Origin of the sequence: Klebsiella sp. SWET4, assembly GCF_024296565.1 — a bacterium.
Taxonomy (GTDB): Bacteria; Pseudomonadota; Gammaproteobacteria; order Enterobacterales; family Enterobacteriaceae; genus Klebsiella; species Klebsiella variicola.
Window position 1 is genome coordinate 25,714 of record NZ_JANCOB010000006.1, and the last position, 20,684, is coordinate 46,397.

General features: G+C 61.5%; 15 protein-coding genes. 11 read left to right on the plus strand and 4 right to left on the minus strand.

Annotated elements, in window-relative coordinates:
• Positions 1-21 precede the first annotated feature (21 nt).
• From dcd to alkA, 3 genes are all read right to left on the minus strand, one after another.
• Entirely contained in the window at positions 22-603 is a 582-nt protein-coding gene (dcd, locus tag NKJ21_RS15030; protein ID WP_004151145.1) for a dCTP deaminase, read from the minus strand.
• Positions 604-693: 90 nt separating this feature from the next.
• The gene (gene udk, locus NKJ21_RS15035; RefSeq protein ID WP_002912442.1) at positions 694-1,335 is read right to left on the minus strand and encodes a uridine kinase; all 642 of its coding nucleotides are present in this window, start codon (positions 1,333-1,335) and stop codon (positions 694-696) included.
• Positions 1,336-1,449: 114 nt separating this feature from the next.
• On the minus strand, positions 1,450-2,298 hold the full coding sequence (gene alkA / locus NKJ21_RS15040; protein WP_094955086.1) for a DNA-3-methyladenine glycosylase 2: 849 nt from the start codon (positions 2,296-2,298) through the stop codon (positions 1,450-1,452).
• Between the two features lie 137 nt (positions 2,299-2,435).
• Here alkA and yegD point away from each other — a divergent pair, with 137 nt between their 5' ends.
• The 5 genes from yegD (at position 2,436) to NKJ21_RS15065 (ending at position 7,755) form a co-directional block, all read left to right on the plus strand.
• Positions 2,436-3,788: a molecular chaperone gene (gene yegD / locus NKJ21_RS15045; protein WP_254732967.1), complete on the plus strand. Its 1,353-nt coding sequence runs from the start codon at positions 2,436-2,438 to the stop codon at positions 3,786-3,788.
• Positions 3,789-4,077: 289 nt separating this feature from the next.
• Complete coding sequence (locus tag NKJ21_RS15050) at positions 4,078-5,934, plus strand: sensor histidine kinase (RefSeq protein WP_254733009.1); 1,857 nt, start codon at positions 4,078-4,080, stop codon at positions 5,932-5,934.
• 14 nt (positions 5,935-5,948) lie between these two features.
• Positions 5,949-6,650, plus strand: coding sequence for a response regulator transcription factor (locus NKJ21_RS15055; RefSeq protein WP_012541069.1), 702 nt, complete (start codon positions 5,949-5,951; stop codon positions 6,648-6,650).
• A 237-nt stretch (positions 6,651-6,887) separates the two neighbouring features.
• The gene (locus NKJ21_RS15060) at positions 6,888-7,028 is read left to right on the plus strand and encodes a small membrane protein (protein ID WP_046621842.1); all 141 of its coding nucleotides are present in this window, start codon (positions 6,888-6,890) and stop codon (positions 7,026-7,028) included.
• A gap of 115 nt (positions 7,029-7,143) precedes the next feature.
• Positions 7,144-7,755, plus strand: a complete 612-nt coding sequence (locus tag NKJ21_RS15065) for a response regulator transcription factor (RefSeq protein WP_008804083.1) — start codon at positions 7,144-7,146, stop codon at positions 7,753-7,755.
• A 274-nt stretch (positions 7,756-8,029) separates the two neighbouring features.
• Here the strand turns inward: NKJ21_RS15065 and NKJ21_RS15070 are convergent, their stop codons facing one another.
• The gene (locus tag NKJ21_RS15070; protein ID WP_047666799.1) at positions 8,030-9,304 is read right to left on the minus strand and encodes a dicarboxylate/amino acid:cation symporter; all 1,275 of its coding nucleotides are present in this window, start codon (positions 9,302-9,304) and stop codon (positions 8,030-8,032) included.
• A 300-nt stretch (positions 9,305-9,604) separates the two neighbouring features.
• Here NKJ21_RS15070 and NKJ21_RS15075 point away from each other — a divergent pair, with 300 nt between their 5' ends.
• From NKJ21_RS15075 to baeR, 6 genes are read left to right on the plus strand one after another with little or no spacing between them, the layout of a single operon-like run.
• Positions 9,605-10,843 (plus strand): MdtA/MuxA family multidrug efflux RND transporter periplasmic adaptor subunit, encoded by a 1,239-nt coding sequence (locus NKJ21_RS15075; protein WP_012541067.1) that lies wholly within the window; start codon positions 9,605-9,607, stop codon positions 10,841-10,843.
• Positions 10,843-13,965: an MdtB/MuxB family multidrug efflux RND transporter permease subunit gene (locus NKJ21_RS15080; RefSeq protein ID WP_022065378.1), complete on the plus strand. Its 3,123-nt coding sequence runs from the start codon at positions 10,843-10,845 to the stop codon at positions 13,963-13,965. The genes NKJ21_RS15075 and NKJ21_RS15080 overlap by 1 nt, the downstream gene beginning before the upstream one ends.
• Complete coding sequence (mdtC, locus tag NKJ21_RS15085; RefSeq protein WP_008804079.1) at positions 13,966-17,043, plus strand: multidrug efflux RND transporter permease subunit MdtC; 3,078 nt, start codon at positions 13,966-13,968, stop codon at positions 17,041-17,043.
• 1 nt (position 17,044) lies between these two features.
• A complete protein-coding gene (locus tag NKJ21_RS15090) occupies positions 17,045-18,460 on the plus strand; it encodes an MFS transporter (protein ID WP_109849204.1) in 1,416 nt (471 codons plus the stop codon).
• A complete protein-coding gene (gene baeS, locus NKJ21_RS15095) occupies positions 18,457-19,959 on the plus strand; it encodes a two-component system sensor histidine kinase BaeS (RefSeq protein ID WP_008804077.1) in 1,503 nt (500 codons plus the stop codon). The genes NKJ21_RS15090 and baeS overlap by 4 nt, the downstream gene beginning before the upstream one ends.
• Entirely contained in the window at positions 19,956-20,678 is a 723-nt protein-coding gene (gene baeR / locus NKJ21_RS15100) for a two-component system response regulator BaeR (protein WP_004201558.1), read from the plus strand. The genes baeS and baeR overlap by 4 nt, the downstream gene beginning before the upstream one ends.
• Positions 20,679-20,684 lie beyond the last annotated feature (6 nt).

Here is a 20,684-nt window from a genome sequence, read left to right on the forward strand (position 1 = left end):
AGCAACACCCCGTTGACGTTATCAATCCTTGTCGATTCGGCTCGCCACCGCGCCCTGCTGGTCGCGATATTTGGCGTCTTCACGGCGGTTATACGGCCGGGCCGCCGGGCCCGATAATGGCTCAAAGCTCAGCGCGCCGATAGGCATTCCCGGGCGCAGCGCCAGCGGCAGTTTGCCGGAGTTGTAGAACTCAAGCACGATGCAGCCGGACCAGCCCGGGTCGATGCGGTGCGCGGTAACGTGCACCATCAGCCCCAGCCGCGCCAGTGAGGAGCGTCCGTCCAGCCAGCCCACCAGATCGGCAGGCAGGGTGACTGACTCATAGGTCACCGCCAGCGCCAGTTCGCCCGGATGCAGGAAAAAGGCCTCCCCTTCCGGCAGGACAATCTCTTCGCTCATCACGCGGTCCAGCGCGGCGCTGACCTCGGCCTTCGGACCGCTTAAATCGATAAACGGCGCCGTGTGGCCGCGGAAGGTGCGGAATTTATTACCCAGCCGTACATCAACCGTCGCGCCATTAATACGCTCAACGGGTGGGCGCGGATTGATGGCGAGTCGCCCTTCATCCAACCAGGCTTCGATATCTCGGTCACACAGACGCATGGGCTTTCTCCTTATAAGGCTGCTTCCCGCACGCTTCGCGGCGGAGAGGGCAACAGGGCTACTCTTTGCACGTTACACAATTCGGCCAGGTTATTCAAAGAACTGACTGATTTTGGCCTTCAGAATATCAATCGCGATGCGGTTTTTGCCGCCGCGCGGCACGATGATGTCGGCATACTGCTTCGACGGTTCAATAAACTGCAGGAACATCGGGCGCACAGTCTTCTGGTACTGGGCCATCACCGAGTCCATGGAGCGGCCGCGCTCGTTAACGTCGCGCTTAATACGGCGCATCAGGCAAATATCGAGCGGGGTGTCGACGAAAATAGAGAAGTTAAGCTCGTTACGCAGGCGCGCGTCGGTCAGCAGCAGGATCCCTTCAAGAATGATCACCTTCTTCGGCTCGACGTGAATGGTGTTCGGCGTGCGGGTATGCTCGACGTAGCTATAGACCGGCAGTTCAATCGGCTGGCCGCTTTTCAGCATCTGCAGGTGCTGGAACAACAGACTGTGGTCCATTGAGCTCGGGTGGTCATAGTTGGTTTTGACGCGCTCTTCCATCGACAGATGACTTTGATCTTTGTAATAGCTGTCTTCCGGAATGACGCCAATATGTTCGTCGCCAACTTGTTCACGCAATTCGCGATAAAGAGTACTGGCAATAAGACTTTTGCCAGAAGCCGATGCGCCGGCGATACCTACAATGACGCACTGATGGGACATATCAGTCATAAATTTTTGCGACCTGATTAACCTGGATAGAGATGGAGGGTGGCGGCGGACCGCCAAACGCGGCAATTATAGGGATTTCAGCGTCCCGATACCAGTGGTATGCGCCCCGGACGGCTATTCCGCCGCCGGGATCCAGTCGTCGGTATACCAGATATGCAACAGCGCATACGATCGCATCGGCTGCCAGCGACGGGCATAGCGAGCGATGGCGGCCGGGGTCATTCCCGGAAAGCGCTGTTTAATCAGGTAATCATCCGGCAAAAAGATATCTTTCGCCTGCCAGCCGCGCAGAGCAAAGTAGTTTGCCGTCCAGCGGCCAATCCCGGGCAGGCTCTGCAGTTGACGCAGCCCGGCGTCGATGTCCGCTGGCGCCGTCAGGGGCAGCTCGCCGCTGAGCGCCGCCCGGGCGAGGTGGATCAGCGCCTCCGCACGCCGAAGCGGCATTCCCAGCGCCTTCAGCGCCTGCGGGTCGGCCCGGGACAGCGCCTCTGGCGTCGGGAATAACACATAGCCGGGCGCCTCCGTCAGCGGTTCGCCCCAGCCAGCCGCCACTTTGGCGGTGAGCCGGGCGGCCATCGCCACGCTCACCAGCTGGCCCAGCACCGCCCGCACCGCCTGTTCGAAGGCATCCAGCGCCCCCGGCAGGCGCAGCCCCGGCCGCGCCTGGGCCAGAGAGCCCAACGCCCCGGCGACCTGCCGCGGGTCGCAGGCTAAATCAAACAGCTGGCCAATTCGCGCATAGCAGATCTCCGCCACCGGTTGCAGCCCCGGGGAGAGGGTCACCCGCAGGCCCTGCGCCTCTTCGTCCGGCGCCAGATGAATCAGCCCGCGATGCCCTTCAACGCCAAAGCTGCGACTATAGCCTCCTTCATCAAAGCGCTCGACACCGGCGACGGCACGCGCCTGCAGAAAACCAACCATCCACGCCCAGTCGTAAGGCGGGGTCCAGGGTAACAGCTCCATAAGCTCTCCTTTATATAGCGTTTCAATGATAGTCGCCCTTGACCGTCAGCGCCTTGCTTTTAAATTCCAGTTGTCGGCTTGGCGACGATCCGCTAAAGTCGCCCCCCTTCTTCACCGGCATGGGGATTTTGCATACGATGTTTATTGGTTTTGACTACGGCACCGCCAACTGTTCGGTGGCCGTGATGCGGGAAAACACCCCTCAGCTGTTGACACTGGAAAACGGCAGCGCGCTGCTGCCCTCGATGCTCTGCGCGCCAACGCGCGAAGCGGTCAGCGAGTGGCTCTATCGCCATCATGACGTCCCCACCCACAGCGATGAAAACCAGGCGCTGCTGCGCCGGGCCATTGCCGCCAACCGCGACGAAGACATCGAGGTGCTGCGCAACAGCGTGCAGTTCGGTCTCGCCTCGCTGCATCAGTATGTTGAAGATCCGGAAGAGGTCTACTTCGTTAAATCGCCAAAATCCTTCCTCGGCGCCAGCGGGCTGAAGCCGCAGCAGGTGGCCCTGTTTGAAGACCTGGTCTGCGCCATGATGCTGCACATCAAACTGCAGGCCGAAAGCCAGCTGCCCGAGCAGATCGACCAGGCGGTGATTGGCCGACCGATTAACTTCCAGGGCCTCGGCGGCGACGACGCGAACGCCCAGGCGCAGGGGATCCTTGAGCGGGCGGCTCTCCGTGCCGGTTTCCGCGATGTGGTCTTCCAGTTTGAACCGGTTGCCGCCGGGCTCGATTTCGAAGCCACCCTCAATGAAGAAAAACGGGTGCTGGTCGTCGATATCGGCGGTGGGACCACCGACTGTTCCTTGCTATTGATGGGCCCGCAGTGGCGGGAGCGCGCCGACCGCCAGCAGAGCCTGCTCGGCCACAGCGGCTGCCGCATCGGCGGCAACGACCTCGACATTGCCCTGGCCTTCAAATGCCTGATGCCCCTTCTCGGTATGGGCGGCGAAACGGAGAAAGGCACCGCGCTGCCGATCCTCCCGTGGTGGAACGCGGTGGCCATCAACGACGTGCCAGCGCAGAGCGATTTCTACAGCACCGCCAACGGCCGTCTGCTTAACGATCTGCTGCGCAGCGCCCGGGATGCCGACAAGGTGGCTCTGCTGCTGAAGGTCTGGCGCCAGCGTCTCAGCTATCGTCTGGTGCGCAGCGCCGAAGAGAGCAAAATCGCCCTCTCCAGCGCCGCCAGCGTCGAAACCGCGCTGCCGTTTATTCAGGACGAGCTGGCCACCGCCATCGCCCAGCAGGGTCTGGAAGCCGAGCTGGATCAACCGTTGACCCGCATTATGGAACAGGTGCAGCTCGCGCTCGACAGCAGCCAGACCACCCCGGACGTGATCTATCTTACCGGCGGCAGCGCCCGCTCGCCGCTGATCAAAAAGGCGCTGGCCGCCCAGCTGCCGGGTATTCCGCTGGCCGGTGGCGATGATTTTGGCTCGGTAACCGCCGGGCTGGCCCGCTGGGCGCAGGTGGTTTTCCGCTAACCCCAGCCCACCGTCGCCGCGCAGCAGGTCTGTCCTGATCCTGCCGATGCAGATTACGCTGGAATATTCCTGGTCTCCCACGCAAAATGGCCTGTTCGTCCGGACAGGCCTGTCCACTCTTCCCCACTTCCGGGGGCGTATTATCCATACCGTAGCCAGATGTCTGCGGTCTGTATCGTTGGCATGCCGCAAGGGGGCGTGATTGAAAAGGGTGTCTGCGATCTTCGCAGCGGTCCGGCGTTGCCGGCCGCAGTTCCTGGCAGGCTGGCTGCTCAGCTGTGGATTATTCTTGCTGCTGGTCGCCCCACAGGCGCAGGCGGCGACGCGCCAGGTGGGCATTGATATTCCGGTCCAGTGGTACGCGGACGCCAGCGGCCAGATGACCATCGATCGCTTCGCCGCCCTGCCCACAGACCAGCTCGCCACCACCCGGCAGATCCCCTCCTTTGGTTATTCGCGAAAAACCTGGTGGCTGCGCAGCGAGCTGCCGGGAACGTGGTTTGCCGGGGAGCCGCGCTGGCTGCAGCTGGGCCCCTCTTTTGTCGACCATCTGACCATTTACTACCGACCTGTGGGCAGCGATGCCCCCTGGGAACAGCGCACCTTTGGCGACCGCGACGTCGCCCGCGAGAGCGACCTGCACTACCGGGAAAGCGTGCTGATTATCCCCCCGCCGCCAACCGCCGCCGGCTATGAGGTGGTCTTTCGCCTGCAGAGCACCAGCACTCTGATCCTGCTGGCCTCGCTCTCTTCGCCGCAGGAATTTGTACAACGGGCGACCGCCGACACCGCTTTCTGGAGCTTCTATTTCGGCCTGGCCGCCGTCGCCAGCGGCGTGGCGCTGTGGCTGGCGCTGGCCCTGCGCCGGCGTCTGCTGTGGGGCATCTGTCTTTTCTCGCTCAATTATCCGCTGGTGGCTGCCCTGCACGGCTTCCCGGAGTGGTTTTTCGGCCACGCGGCGCTGCCGTTCCAGGACTTCATGATCAGCAGCCTCTCCCTGTTCAGCTATGCCACCGCCCTCTGGCTGCACAGCGAGATTTTTGATTTGAAGAAGAATATGCCGCGGCTTCATCAGCTACTGATCGCTGCGGTGGTGCTCAACCTGGTGCTGCAGGTCAGTATTCCGCTCGGGTTTTACGGCTTCGCGATGCAGATTGAAGGGGTGATCTTCATCATTATCACCCCGGTGCTGCTGTTCACCTCCTGGTGGCTGTGGCGCAAAAAAGCCATCGACCGTAACACTCTGCTGCTGGGTCTGCTGCCGCCGTTCTACGTCGCCGCCGCGGTGCTGGTGCAGTTGTCTATCCACGGGATAATCCCGTTCCATATGGCGATCTATTCCCTCTGGCAGTATGCGCTGATCGTCCACATCATTACGGTGCTGATCATTGCCATCCTGCGGGTGCGCGCTGAAAACCGCCAGCTGGAGCAGAAGCAGCGCCTGGCGCGTGAGCTGCAGATTGAACGTGAAGCCAGCTTCCATCAGCGACAGTTTATGGGCATGGTAGCGCACGAATTCCGCACGCCGCTGGCGGTGATCCAGGCAGCGCTGGAAAATCTCCGCCTCTCGGCCGCCTCGGCCAGCCAGGAGGCGCGCTTCGATCGCATCGGGCGCGCCGCCACCCGTCTGGTGCAGCTCACCGATAACTGCCTTGCCGACGCCCGGCTCGCCTCACACGACCTGCACGTCGATCGCCAGCAGACCGCCCTGCTGTCGGTGATCAACATGGCCGCCTCGGTGGTGGCCATCTCCCACGACCATTACCTGAACATCCGCCATCACGGCGCGGTGGAAAGCCCGCAACTGCAGGCCGATGCCGGCCTGCTGTGCATCGCCATCGCCAATCTGCTGGATAACGCGGTGAAGTATTCGCCCCCCGGTGAAATCGCCATCGATATCCGCTCCGAAGCCGGGCATACCGAGCTGCGCATTCGCGACCACGGCCCGGGCCTGCCCGACGGGCAAGCGGAACTGATCTTTGAGCGCTATCGTCGCGGCGAGCACACGTCGCCGGTGCCGGGCGGCACCGGTCTCGGACTGTATGTTGCGCGTCAGATCGTGCAGGCTCATGATGGCAAACTGTGGCTGGCCGAGCATGGCCCGGACGGCTGCACCTTTATTCTCACCCTCCCGACAGTTGCTTAAGAGGAGAACGACGTATGGCTTTACGGCTGGCGATAATTGAAGATAACGCCGATCTGCTGGATGAACTGCTGGCCTGGCTGGGCTATCGCGGCTTCGAGGTGTGGGGCTCGCGCAGCGCCGAAGCCTTCTGGCGACAACTGCACAGCCATCCGGTGGACATCGTGCTGATTGATATCGGCCTGCCCGGGGAAGATGGCTTCAGCGTGCTGAGCTACCTGCATGAGCTGGGGCATTACGGTCTGGTGGTGGTCAGCGCCCGCGGCCAGCAGCAGGATAAACTGCAGGCGCTCAGTCTTGGGGCCGATGCTTACCTGATTAAGCCGGTTAACTTCGCCCACCTTGCGGAGACCCTCACCGCCCTTGGCGCCCGCCTGCAGCAGGATCGACCCGCCGCCCTTCCATCGGAGGCGCCCGGCACCGCGTCATCCGCCGCCACCGGACTGTGGCGTCTGCATGAGGATAAACTGATTTCTCCCGATGCCCGGACGCTGGAGTTAACCCAGCAGGAGTACCGTCTGGTGGAGCTGTTAATGCGCAATCGCAACGAGGTGTGCAGCAAGCTGGACCTCCATGCCTGCCTGTTTTCCCACGACAGCGAGCCTGACCTGCACCGCATCGACGTGGTGATTAGCCGCCTGCGCCATAAGGCGCGCCAGCAAGGGATCCACCTGCCCGTACGAGCGATCTTTGGCAAAGGACTGGCGTTTATTTCCTGATCGAAAGCGCGATCTGGCCGCTGCGCGGGGGGTGAATAACTCGCAAGTGTTAATTTTTCTCATTTTCTGAGAGAAATGAGAGGAATGAGACTGACGACGCGCTTAAGAACTTTCTTATAGTGCTAGCACATCAGGATGATGTCGTATGATTTTCAGTGGACAGGAAAACATATAACAAAACGTAATAGCCGTTCGCGGTAAATTCTGACACCATGCAGCACAAATAAGGTAAAAACGATGGCCATGCAAACGTGGTTAATATTATTGCTATGCATATTTTTCTTCAGCATCTCTGTATACAGTTTTATTTCCTATCTAAAAGACAGGAGACGGCAGAAGTTTACGTTTAACGATAAGCGTTCGACGCGTCGTAAATAATTCACTTTATAATAATTAAAAACGATTACAGGTACGTTTATAAAATCAACACACCGCATACGCCCGGAGGATTTGTCACAGCATGGCGTTATGTTTTGCATAAGGAAATAACGCCATGAGAAACATTAATGTCACCATCAATACCCGCAACACCTTTGTACGTGAATCGCTGGTCGCCATGGTTAATGATCTCTCCCGGGACGATATGCGGGCCCGTTTCTCCTGGCGCAATAACGACCTGTCAGACGAAGATATTATTATATGCGAAGTGATCCCTGGTGAAATCTATCTGTGCAATACCCTGATTAAAAACAGAAAAAAAGGCAGCTCCCTGATTATCCTCCACAGCTACGACCAGCTGCCGGAAGACGATTTCATGATTAATTGCCTGAAAGGAGTCATTTTTGTCTCGCTGAAAACGGCCAGTATTCCACAACTGCTGGCGATCATTAAAAGCGAACTACAGCATTGTATGGACCCGTCGGCCACTGACGCCACGAGCCGGGAACTGAGCTGCGCCAGCTGCCCGCATCGTGTCCTGTCGCGGTCGCAGACCGCTGTGGTGCACGGTATTCTTGAAGGGCTGGACATGAGTAAAATCGCTGCCCTGCAGCGCGTCAGTCCCCGCACCGCCGCTTACCATAAGAATAAGATTATGGAAAAATACAGCCTGAATAATAATCACGACTTTTTCCAGTTTATGAATCTGTTACGTGAGCGCTGGTAGGCAAATAGCGAACAGAAGAGAATAAGATATTCCCGTAGTGATATTGTCTGGAATCCGAAAATAGCCGCAGGATGCTAAAAAAGCGCCAGCGCTGCCGAACATAACGTTAAACTCTGACGCTTCCTCGGTATAAAAACGTTACCGCGCGTTTTTATATAAGAAAAAAGACTAGTTACGAGGAAAACTGATACTTCGTCACATTACCCCTGACGTGCCTGTCAGGGGTCTTTTTTTCCGTGCGGAATGGCGCCCTCTGTGAAAGGGCGCGGCAGGATCAGGCTTCCGCTTTCTCGGCTTCCCAGTCCGGCTGTGCTTCCTGGTCGGTCAGCAGACCTTCGTTTTTCGACAGCATGGCGGTGGCAATGCCGTTACCCAACACGTTGATGGCGGAGCGCCCCATGTCGAGGAAATGGTCGATACCCATCAGCAGCAGGATCCCGGCAACCGGAATATTGAAGCTGGGGATCGTGGCCGCCAGCACCACCAGCGCCGAGCGCGGCACCCCGGCGATGCCTTTCGAGGCCAGCATCAGCGTCAGCATCATGACCGTAATCTCGCTAAAGCTCAGCGGTACGTTATAGGCCTGAGCGATAAACATCGCGGCGAAGGAGCAGTAGACCATCGAGCCCACGAGGTTGAACGAGTAGCCAATGGGCAGGACGAACGAGACGATATTGCGCGAGCAGCCAAACTTCACCAGCCGCTCAAGGGTCTTCGGATAGGCCGCTTCGGAGCTGCTGGTGGTAAACGCGACCAGCACCGGGTCCTTCAGCATGTTCAGCAGACGGAAGACCTCTTTTTTCAGCACCATATAGCCAACGGCGATCAGTACCGCGCTGGTCAACAGCACCGCCAGGTAGTAACCGCCGATGAACGAAGCATAGTTGAGCAGGATCCCCAGCCCCTGGGAGGCAATCACCGACGAAATGGCGGCAAAGATAGCCAGCGGCGCAACGTACATCACATAGCCCGTCACCTTCAGCATAATGTGCGACACCACATTGAGGGCCGCCACCAGCGGGGCATTAAACTTCTCGCCCAGCGACGCGCCGGCGATGCCAAAGAACATCGAGAACACCACAATCTGCAGGATCTCGTTGTTGGCCATCGCCTCGGTGATGCTGGTGGGGATAGTGTGCGACAGGAATCCTTTCAGGCTCATGCCGCTGACCGCCAGGCCGGTATCCACCGCCTCTTTCGGCACCGCCAGGTTTAACCCGGCGCCCGGGTGCTGGAAGGTGACGATCACCAGCCCGACGAGAATGGATAATACCGAGGAGGTGATGAACCACACCATCGCCTTCCCGCCTACCCGGCCAATGGTCGCCGTCTCACCGAGACGCATAATGCCGACCGTCAGGGTGCTGAACACCAACGGCGCGATGACCATTTTGATCAACCGCAGAAACAGATCGGTCAGCAGCGTAATGTTGTCCGCCCAGGCGGAGATGGTGGTCGGCGTCGCGTAGGCATGGATAGCCGCGCCGGAGAGGATCCCCATCAGCATAAAAATGACGATGAAGAGCGTGAGTTTGTTTGCGTTTGCCACAGCAATGACCCCTGATTATTTAACACGTTGATTTTTAAGTGCATATGTTATTATTATGAAAATGCACTGATTTATTCACCGCATAAATCTAATTAAAGCCCTCCCGGATACAACTATTTTTTACTTTTTTAAACTAAAAGTTGATATCACCCCGGAAATCTCCAACGAGACCGCCCGGCGTCGCGGCGGTTATCCAGACATTTCTCAACCTTCTTTTCATAATTCCTCCATTTTTACGGCCCCTTCCCTCACTAAACTAGTATCATTCAGCGAAACGCTTCAGGATGAGACCGTAAACTAATGAAAGGCAGTAACATACGTCGTTGGGGCGCCGCGCTGGCGGTAGTGATTATCGCCGGAGCCGCCTACTGGTTCTGGCACGATCGTGGCACGAGCGGCAGCAGCGCTCCCGCAGCAGGACAAGGCCCGCAGGGGCCGGGCGGCGCGCGTCATGGCCGTTTCGGCGGCGCGCTGGCGCCGGTGCAGGCGGCGACCGCGACCGAACAAGCGGTGCCACGCTATCTCACCGGGCTGGGTACCGTGACGGCGGCCAATACCGTGACCGTGCGCAGCCGGGTCGACGGCCAGCTACTGAGCCTTCACTTCCAGGAGGGACAGCAGGTCAAAGCCGGCGACCTGCTGGCGCAGATCGACCCCAGCCAGTTTAAAGTCGCCCTCGCCCAGGCGCAGGGTCAGCTGGCGAAAGATAACGCCACCCTGGCGAACGCCCGCCGCGATCTCGCCCGTTACCAGCAGCTGGTGAAAACCAACCTCGTCTCCCGCCAGGAGCTCGACACCCAGCAGTCGCTGGTGGTGGAATCCGCTGGCACCGTAAAGGCCGATGAAGCCGCCGTCGCCAGCGCCCAGCTGCAGCTCGACTGGACCCGCATCACCGCGCCGATTGATGGCCGCGTCGGCTTAAAGCAGGTGGATATTGGCAACCAGATCTCCAGCGGAGATACCACCGGGATTGTGGTTCTCACCCAGACGCACCCGATCGATGTGGTCTTCACCCTGCCGGAAAACAGCATCGCCACGGTGGTGCAGGCGCAGAAAGCGGGCAAAGCGCTCAGCGTCGAAGCCTGGGATCGCACCAATAAGCAGAAAATCAGCGTCGGCGAGCTGCTGAGTCTCGACAACCAGATCGATGCCACCACCGGGACCATCAAGCTGAAGGCGCGCTTCAGCAATCTGGACGACGCGCTGTTCCCCAACCAGTTCGTTAACGCCCGCCTGCTGGTGGATACCGAAGAGAACGCGGTGGTGATCCCCGCCGCCGCCCTGCAGATGGGCAACGAAGGGCATTTTGTGTGGGTGCTGAACGACGAGAACAAGGTCAGCAAACACAGCGTGACGCCCGGCATCCAGGACAGCCAGAAAGTGGTCATCAGCGCCGGGCTTTCTGCCGGGGATCGCGTGGTCACCGACGGGATTGACCGCTTGACCGAGGGGGCGAAGGTGGAAGTTGTCACCGCCAGCGGCAGCGAGCAGGCGCAGCCCGCTCCGCGCCAGAGCGGTAAACACGGAGCGCGTTCCTGATGCAGGTGTTACCCCCAGGCCGCACCGGCGGCCCGTCCCGGCTGTTTATTATGCGTCCGGTCGCCACCACTTTGCTGATGGTGGCGATCCTGTTAGCCGGGATCATCGGCTACCGCTTCCTGCCGGTCTCCGCCCTGCCGGAGGTCGATTACCCGACCATCCAGGTGGTTACCCTCTATCCGGGCGCCAGCCCGGACGTGGTGACCTCCGCTATCACCGCCCCGCTGGAGCGCCAGTTCGGCCAGATGTCCGGCCTTAAGCAGATGTCGTCGCAAAGCTCTGGCGGCGCCTCGGTCGTCACGCTGCAGTTCCAGCTGACCCTGCCGCTGGACGTCGCCGAGCAGGAAGTGCAGGCGGCCATTAACGCCGCCACCAACCTGCTGCCGAGCGATCTGCCCAACCCGCCGGTGTACAGCAAGGTGAACCCGGCGGATCCGCCGATCATGACCCTCGCCGTCACCTCCTCCGCGATCCCGATGACCCAGGTAGAGGACATGGTGGAGACCCGGGTGGCGCAGAAGATCTCCCAGGTTTCCGGCGTCGGTCTGGTGACCCTCGCCGGCGGCCAGCGCCCGGCGGTGCGGGTGAAGCTTAACGCCCAGGCCATCGCCGCCCTCGGCCTGACCAGCGAAACCGTGCGTACCGCTATCACCAGCGCCAACGTTAACTCGGCGAAAGGCAGCCTCGACGGCCCGGCCCGCGCGGTGACGCTTTCCGCTAACGATCAGATGCAGTCCGCTGAGGATTATCGCCGGCTGATCATCGCTTATCAGAACGGGGCGCCGATCCGTCTCGGCGATGTCGCCAGCGTCGAACAAGGGGCCGAAAACAGCTGGCTCGGGGCGTGGGCCAACCAGCAGCGGGCCATCGTGATGAACGTCCAGCGCCAGCCGGGGGCCAACATCATCGACACCGCCGACAGCATTCGCCAGATGCTGCCGCAGCTCACCGAGAGCCTGCCGAAATCGGTGAAGGTGCAGGTCCTCTCCGACCGGACCACCAACATTCGCGCCTCGGTGCGCGACACCCAGTTTGAGCTGATGCTGGCCATCGCCCTGGTGGTGATGATCATCTATCTGTTCCTGCGCAACGTCCCGGCGACCATTATTCCCGGCGTCGCGGTGCCGCTGTCGCTGGTGGGCACTTTCGCGGTGATGGTGTTCCTCGACTTCTCGATCAATAACCTGACGCTGATGGCCCTGACCATCGCCACCGGCTTTGTGGTGGATGACGCCATCGTGGTGATCGAGAACATCTCGCGCTATATCGAAAAAGGCGAGAAGCCGCTGGCCGCCGCGCTGAAAGGCGCCGGGGAAATCGGCTTCACCATTATCTCCCTCACCTTCTCGCTGATCGCGGTGCTGATCCCGCTGCTCTTTATGGGCGATATCGTCGGCCGTCTGTTCCGCGAATTCGCCGTCACCCTTGCCGTCGCTATTCTTATCTCGGCGGTGGTCTCCCTGACCCTGACGCCGATGATGTGCGCCCGTATGTTAAGCCACGAATCGCTGCGCAAGCAGAACCGTTTCTCCCGGGCCAGCGAGCGCTTCTTCGACCGAGTGATCGCCGTCTATGGCCGCTGGCTGAGCCGGGTGCTGAACCATCCGTGGCTGACGCTCGGCGTCGCGCTGAGCACCCTGGCGCTGTCGATAATCCTGTGGGTCTTTATCCCGAAAGGCTTCTTCCCGATCCAGGATAACGGCATTATTCAGGGCACCCTCCAGGCGCCGCAGTCGGTCTCTTTCGCCAGCATGGCCGAGCGCCAGCGGCAGGTGGCCAGCATTATCCTTAAGGATCCGGCCGTGGAGAGCCTGACCTCGTTCGTCGGCGTCGACGGCACCAACCCGGCGCTGAACAGCGCCCGTCTGCAGATCAACCTCAAGCCGCTGGATGAACGCGATGACCGCGTCCAGACGGTGATCAGCCGCCTGCAGCAGGCGGTGGACGGCGTCCCGGGCGTGGCGCTCTACCTGCAGCCGACCCAGGATCTGACCATCGACACCACGGTGAGCCGCACCCAGTACCAGTTCACCCTGCAGGCAAACTCCCTCGAGGCGCTGAGCACCTGGGTGCCGCCGCTGCTCAGCCGCCTGCAGGCCCAGCCGCAGCTGGCCGACGTCAGCAGCGACTGGCAGGACAAAGGCCTGGCCGCCTATATCAAGGTGGATCGCGACAGCGCCAGCCGCCTCGGCATCTCAATGGCCGATGTCGATAACGCGCTGTACAACGCCTTCGGCCAGCGGCTGATCTCCACCATTTACACTCAGGCGAATCAGTATCGCGTGGTGCTCGAGCAGGATACCGAGGCGACGCCGGGCCTGGCGGCGCTGGATAATATCCGCCTGACCAGCAGCGACGGCGGCATCGTGCCGCTGACCGCCATCGCCACGGTGGAGCAGCGTTTTACCCCGCTGTCGGTGAACCACCTCGATCAGTTCCCGGTGACCACCATCTCGTTTAACGTCCCGGACAACTATTCGCTGGGCGAAGCGGTGGACGCGATCCTCGCCGCCGAACAGTCGCTGGATTTCCCGACCGATATCCGCACCCAGTTCCAGGGTAGCTCGCTGGCCTTCCAGTCGGCGCTCGGCAGCACTGTCTGGCTGGTGGTCGCCGCGGTGGTGGCGATGTATATCGTGCTGGGGGTGCTGTATGAAAGCTTTATCCATCCGATCACGATCCTCTCCACCCTGCCCACCGCCGGGGTCGGGGCGCTGCTGGCGCTGTGGCTGGCGGGCAGCGAGCTGGACGTGATCGCCATCATCGGCATCATTCTGCTGATCGGCATCGTGAAGAAGAACGCCATCATGATGATCGACTTCGCGCTGGCCGCCGAACGCGAACAGGGCATGCCGCCGCGGGAAGCGATCTACCAGGCCTGCCTGCTGCGTTTTCGGCCGATCCTGATGACGACCCTCGCCGCCCTGCTCGGCGCCCTGCCGCTGATGCTGAGCACCGGCGTCGGCGCGGAGCTGCGGCGTCCGCTGGGGATCGGCATGGTCGGCGGTCTGATGCTCAGCCAGGTGCTGACCCTGTTCACCACCCCGGTGATCTATCTGCTGTTCGACCGCCTGTCGCTGCACCTGAAGCGCCGCTTCCCGCGTCAGGAAGAGGAGGCGTAAGTGAAGTTTTTCGCCCTCTTCATTTACCGCCCGGTGGCGACAATCCTCATCTCGCTGGCCATCACCCTGTGCGGCATTCTCGGCTTCCGGCTGCTGCCGGTAGCCCCGCTGCCGCAGGTGGACTTCCCGGTGATCATGGTTAGCGCCTCGCTGCCGGGGGCCTCCCCGGAAACCATGGCCTCATCGGTGGCCACCCCGCTGGAACGCTCCCTGGGACGGATTGCCGGGGTCAATGAGATGACCTCCTCCAGTTCGCTGGGCAGTACGCGCATCATTCTTGAGTTTAACTTCGACCGCGATATCAACGGCGCGGCGCGCGACGTTCAGGCGGCGATCAACGCCGCGCAAAGCCTGCTGCCGAGCGGGATGCCCAGCCGGCCGACCTACCGCAAAGCCAACCCGTCGGATGCGCCGATCATGATCCTGACGCTGACCTCGGACACCTACTCCCAGGGTGAGCTGTATGATTTCGCCTCCACCCAGCTGGCGCAGACCATCGCGCAGATCGACGGCGTGGGTGATGTCGACGTCGGCGGTAGCTCCCTGCCGGCGGTGCGCGTCGACCTCAACCCGCAGGCGCTGTTCAACCAGGGCGTGTCGCTGGACGCGGTGCGCACCGCCATCAGCGACGCTAACGTGCGCAAACCGCAGGGGGCGCTGGAGGACAGCGCGCACCGCTGGCAGGTGCAGACCAACGATGAGCTGAAGACCGCCGCCGACTATCAGCCGCTGATCGTCCACTACCAGAATGGCGCCGCAGTGCGACTGGGGGATGTCGCCACCGTCTCGGATTCGGTGCAGGACGTGCGCAACGCCGGGATGACCAACGCCAAACCGGCGATCCTGCTGATGATCCGCAAACTGCCGGAAGCCAATATTATCCAGACAGTGGACAGCATCCGTGCCCGCTTGCCGGAGCTGCAGCAGACCATTCCGGCGGCTATCGACCTGCAGATCGCCCAGGACCGCTCGCCGACCATCCGTGCTTCGCTGGAGGAGGTGGAGCAGACGCTGGTGATTTCGGTGGCGCTGGTGATCCTCGTGGTGTTCCTGTTCCTGCGCTCGGGGCGCGCCACGCTGATCCCGGCCGTCGCCGTCCCGGTTTCCTTAATCGGCACCTTCGCCGCGATGTATTTGTGCGGCTTCAGCCTCAATAACCTGTCGCTGATGGCTCTGACCATCGCCACCGGCTTCGTGGTGGATGACGCTATCGTGGTGCTGGAGAATATCTCCCGCCATCTGGAAGCGGGGATGAAACCCCTGCAGGCGGCGCTGCAGGGGAGCCGCGAGGTCGGCTTTACCGTGCTGTCGATGAGCCTGTCGCTGGTGGCGGTGTTTCTGCCGCTGCTGCTGATGGGCGGCCTGCCCGGCCGCCTGCTGCGCGAGTTCGCCGTCACCCTGTCGGTGGCGATCGGCATCTCGCTGGCGGTGTCCCTCACCCTGACACCGATGATGTGCGGCTGGCTGCTGAAAAGCGGTAAGCCCCACCAGCCGACGCGCAACCGCGGCTTTGGCCGCCTGCTGGTGGCCGTGCAGGGCGGCTATGGGAAATCGTTAAAATGGGTGCTCAGGCACAGCCGGCTGACCGGCCTGGTGGTGCTCGGCACCATCGCCCTCAGCGTCTGGCTCTACATTTCGATCCCGAAAACCTTCTTTCCGGAGCAGGACACCGGGGTGCTGATGGGCGGCATTCAGGCCGACCAGAGCATCTCCTTCCAGGCGATGCGCGGCAAGCTGCAGGACTTTATGAAGATCATTCGTGAAGATCCGGCGGTGGATAACGTCACCGGCTTTACCGGCGGCTCGCGGGTCAACAGCGGGATGATGTTTATCACCCTCAAGTCGCGCGACCAGCGCCACGAGACGGCGCAGCAGGTGATCGACCGGCTGCGCAAAAAGCTGGCCAACGAGCCCGGGGCCAACCTGTTCCTGATGGCGGTGCAGGATATTCGCGTCGGCGGCCGGCAGTCGAACGCCAGCTATCAGTACACCCTGCTGTCCGACGACCTGTCGGCGCTGCGCGAGTGGGAGCCGAAGATCCGCAAAGCACTGGCGGCGCTGCCTGAGCTGGCGGACGTCAACTCGGATCAGCAGGACAATGGCGCCGAAATGGACCTGGTCTATGACCGGGATACGATGTCGCGCCTCGGCATCAGCGTCCAGGACGCCAACAACCTGCTGAACAACGCCTTCGGCCAGCGGCAGATCTCCACCATCTACCAGCCGCTCAATCAATATAAGGTGGTGATGGAGGTGGATCCGGCCTACACCCAGGACGTCAGCGCCCTCGACAAGATGTTTGTTATCAATAGCGAGGGCAAGCCGATCCCGCTGGCTTATTTCGCCAAATGGCAGCCGGCCAACGCCCCGCTGTCGGTGAACCACCAGGGGCTGTCGGCGGCGTCCACTATCTCCTTTAACCTCCCCACCGGCCGCTCGCTGTCGGAAGCCAGCGACGCCATTAACCGCACGATGACCCAGCTCGGGGTGCCGTCGAGCGTGCGCGGCTCCTTTGCCGGTACCGCTCAGGTGTTTCAGCAGACCATGAACGCGCAGGTGATCCTGATCCTCGCGGCCATCGCCACGGTCTATATCGTGCTGGGGATGCTTTACGAGAGCTATGTGCATCCGTTGACCATCCTCTCGACGCTGCCCTCCGCCGGGGTGGGCGCCCTGCTGGCGCTGGAGATATTCGATGCCCCGTTCAGCCTAATCGCCCTTATCGGGATCATGTTATTAATTGGCATCGTGAAGAAAAACGCCATCATGATGGTCGATTTTGCCCTTGAGGCGCAGCGCACCGGCAATCTGGCGCCGGAAGAGGCGATTTTCCAGGCCTGCCTGCTGCGTTTCCGGCCGATTATGATGACCACCCTGGCGGCGCTGTTCGGCGCCCTGCCGCTGGTGCTCTCCGGGGGCGATGGCTCTGAGCTGCGCCAGCCGCTGGGGATCACCATCGTCGGCGGTCTGGTGATGAGCCAGCTGTTAACGCTCTACACCACGCCGGTGGTCTATCTTTTCTTTGACCGTCTGCGGTTGCGTTTTTCGCGTCACTCCTCTCAACCGGTAAGCGAATAACATGACAGACCTCCCGGCCAGCGTGCGCTGGCAGCTATGGATAGTGGCGTTCGGCTTCTTTATGCAGTCGCTGGACACCACCATCGTTAACACCGCCCTCCCCTCGATGGCCAAAAGCCTCGGGGAGAGCCCGCTGCATATGCATATGATCATCGTCTCCTATGTCCTGACGGTGGCGGTCATGCTGCCGGCCAGCGGCTGGCTGGCCGACAGGGTCGGGGTGCGCAATATCTTCTTCACCGCCATCGTGCTGTTTACCGCCGGGTCGCTGTTTTGCGCCCAGGCCAGCACCCTTGACCAGCTGGTGATGGCGCGGGTGCTGCAGGGGATCGGCGGCGCGATGATGGTGCCGGTTGGTCGCCTGACGGTAATGAAGATCGTCCCACGCGATCAGTACATGGCGGCGATGACTTTCGTCACCCTGCCGGGCCAGGTTGGCCCGCTGCTCGGCCCGGCGCTGGGCGGGGTGCTGGTGGAGTATGCCTCCTGGCACTGGATCTTCCTCATCAATATCCCGGTGGGGATCGTCGGCGCCATCGCCACCCTCTGCCTGATGCCCAACTACACCCTGCAGACCCGGCGCTTCGATCTCTCCGGCTTTCTGCTGCTGGCCGCCGGGATGGCGACCCTGACCCTGGCGCTGGACGGTCAGCGAGGGCTCGGTATATCGTCACGCTGGCTGGCGGGGCTGGTGGCCGTCGGCCTCGCCGCCCTGCTGCTGTACCTGTGGCACGCCCGCGGTAACGCCCGGGCGCTGTTCAGCCTCAACCTGTTTCGTAACCGCACCTTCTCCCTCGGCCTCGGCGGCAGCTTCGCCGGACGCATCGGCAGCGGCATGCTGCCGTTTATGACTCCGGTGTTTCTGCAGATCGGCCTCGGCTTCTCCCCCTTTCACGCCGGGCTGATGATGATCCCGATGGTGCTCGGCAGCATGGGCATGAAGCGGATCGTGGTCCAGGTGGTCAACCGCTTTGGCTACCGTCGGGTGCTGGTCGCCAGCACCCTGGGCCTGGCGGCGGTCAGCCTGTTGTTTATGTTTAGCGCCCTGGCCGGCTGGTATTACGCGTTGCCGCTGGTCCTGTTTCTGCAGGGGATGATCAACTCCAGCCGCTTCTCCTCAATGAATACCCTGACGCTGAAAGATCTCCCGGACGATCTGGCCAGCAGCGGCAACAGCCTGCTGTCGATGGTGATGCAGCTGTCGATGAGTATCGGCGTGACCATCGCCGGGCTGCTGCTGGGGCTGTATGGCCAGCAGCATATGAGCCTCGACGCCGCCAGCACCCATCAGGTCTTTCTCTATACCTATCTGAGCATGGCGGCGATCATCGCCCTCCCGGCGCTCATTTTTTCCCGGGTACCGGATGACGTCGGCAGTAATACCGTCATCCGTCGACGCAACAGGAGTGGATCGTGAAATTTTGGCGCCCGGGCATTACCGGTAAGCTGTTCCTCGCTATTTTCGCCACCTGCATCGTGCTGCTGATCAGCATGCACTGGGCGGTGCGTATCAGTTTCGAACGTGGGTTTATCGACTACATCAAGCGCGGTAATGAGCAGCGGTTAACCATGCTCAGCGACGCGCTGAGCGAGCAGTATGCCCAGCACGGCAGCTGGGCGTTTCTGCGCAACAACGACCGCTTTATCTTCCAGCTGCTGCGCACCTTCGAACGGGATAACGACGACCGTTCGCCACCGGGACACGGCATGAAGCCGGGTCCGATGGAGGGTCAGGGGCCGGATGGGCCGCCGCCGGATGGGCCGCCCGACGGCTCCAGCGACACCCCGCCGCCGAGGCCGGAAATGCCGCCCCACGGCTGGCGCACCATGTTCTGGGTGGTCGATCAGTCGGGCCGCGTGCTGGTGGGGCCCCGTGAGCGCGTACCGGAGGACGGCACCCAGCGCAGCATTGTGGTCAACGGCGTGGAGGTAGGCAAAGTGATCGCCTCGCCGGTAGAGCGGCTGACGCGCAATACCGATATTAACTTCGACCGGCAGCAAAAGCGCACCAGCTGGCTGATTGTCGCCCTTGCCACCCTGCTTGCCGCGCTGGCCACTTTCCCGCTGGCCCGCGGCCTGCTGGCGCCGGTGAAGCGGCTGGTGGAAGGCACCCATAAGCTGGCGGCGGGCGACTTTTCCACCCGCGTGACGGTGACCGGCGGCGACGAGCTCGGCCGCCTGGCGCAGGATTTCAACCAGCTCGCCAGCACCCTGGAGCGCAACCAGCAGATGCGTCGCGATCTGATGGCCGATATCTCCCATGAGCTGCGTACTCCGCTGGCGGTGCTGCGCGGCGAGCTGGAGGCGATTCAGGACGGAGTCCGGCGCTTCACCCCCGAGTCCATCCCCTCCCTGCAGGCCGAGGTGGCTACCCTCACCAAGCTGGTGGACGACCTCCATCAGCTGTCGATGTCCGACGAGGGGGCGCTGGCCTACCAGAAAACGTCGCTGGATATCATCACCCTGCTGGAGGTGGCCGCGGGCGCTTTTCGCGAGCGCTTCGCCAGCCGGCAGCTGAGCATTCAGGTGTCGCTCCCCGAGCAGGCGATGATCTTCGGCGACCGCGACCGCCTGATGCAGCTCTTCAACAATCTGCTGGAGAACAGCCTGCGCTATACCGACAGCGGCGGCAGCCTGCACATCACCGCCCGCCGCAGCGGCCGGATGCTGGTGATTGACTTCGCCGACAGCGCCCCCGGCGTCAGCGATGAGCAGCTGGCCCGTCTGTGCGAGCGCTTTTACCGGGCGGAAGGATCGCGCAACCGCGCCAGCGGCGGCTCCGGCCTCGGACTGGCGATTTGCCTCAATATTGTCGCGGCCCACGGCGGCACCCTGCGTGCCGACCATTCGCCTTTTGGCGGGGTTAGCATTAAAGTTGAGTTACCTCTGGAACATGATTTACCGAGAGACGTATGACTGAATTGCCTGTAGATGAAAACACCCCACGCATTCTTATCGTGGAAGATGAACCGAAGCTCGGCCAGCTGCTGATTGATTATCTGCAAGCCGCCGGCTATGCGCCTACGCTGATTAACCACGGCGACAAGGTCCTGCCCTACGTTCGGCAGACGCCGCCGCACCTGATCCTGCTGGACCTGATGCTGCCCGGCACCGACGGTTTAACGCTGTGCCGGGAAATTCGCCGCTTCTCCGATGTTCCGGTGGTAATGGTGACGGCGAAAATCGAAGAGATCGACCGACTGCTGGGGCTGGAAATTGGCGCCGACGACTATATCTGCAAGCCCTACAGCCCGCGGGAAGTGGTCGCCCGGGTGAAAACCATTCTTCGCCGCTGCAAGCCGCAGCGCGATCTGCAGGCGCTGGACGCCCAGAGCCCGCTGATTGTCGACGAAGGTCGTTTTCAGGCCTCCTGGCGCGACAAGCTGCTGGACCTCACTCCCGCCGAGTTCCGGCTGCTGAAAACCCTCTCCCAGGAGCCGGGCAAGGTCTTCTCCCGCGAACAGTTGCTCAACCATCTGTATGACGATTATCGGGTAGTCACCGACCGCACCATCGACAGCCACATCAAAAACCTGCGGCGCAAGCTGGAGGCGCTGGACGCCGAGCAGTCGTTTATTCGCGCGGTGTATGGCGTTGGCTATCGCTGGGAAGCAGACGCCTGCCGACTGGCGTAGTTAGCC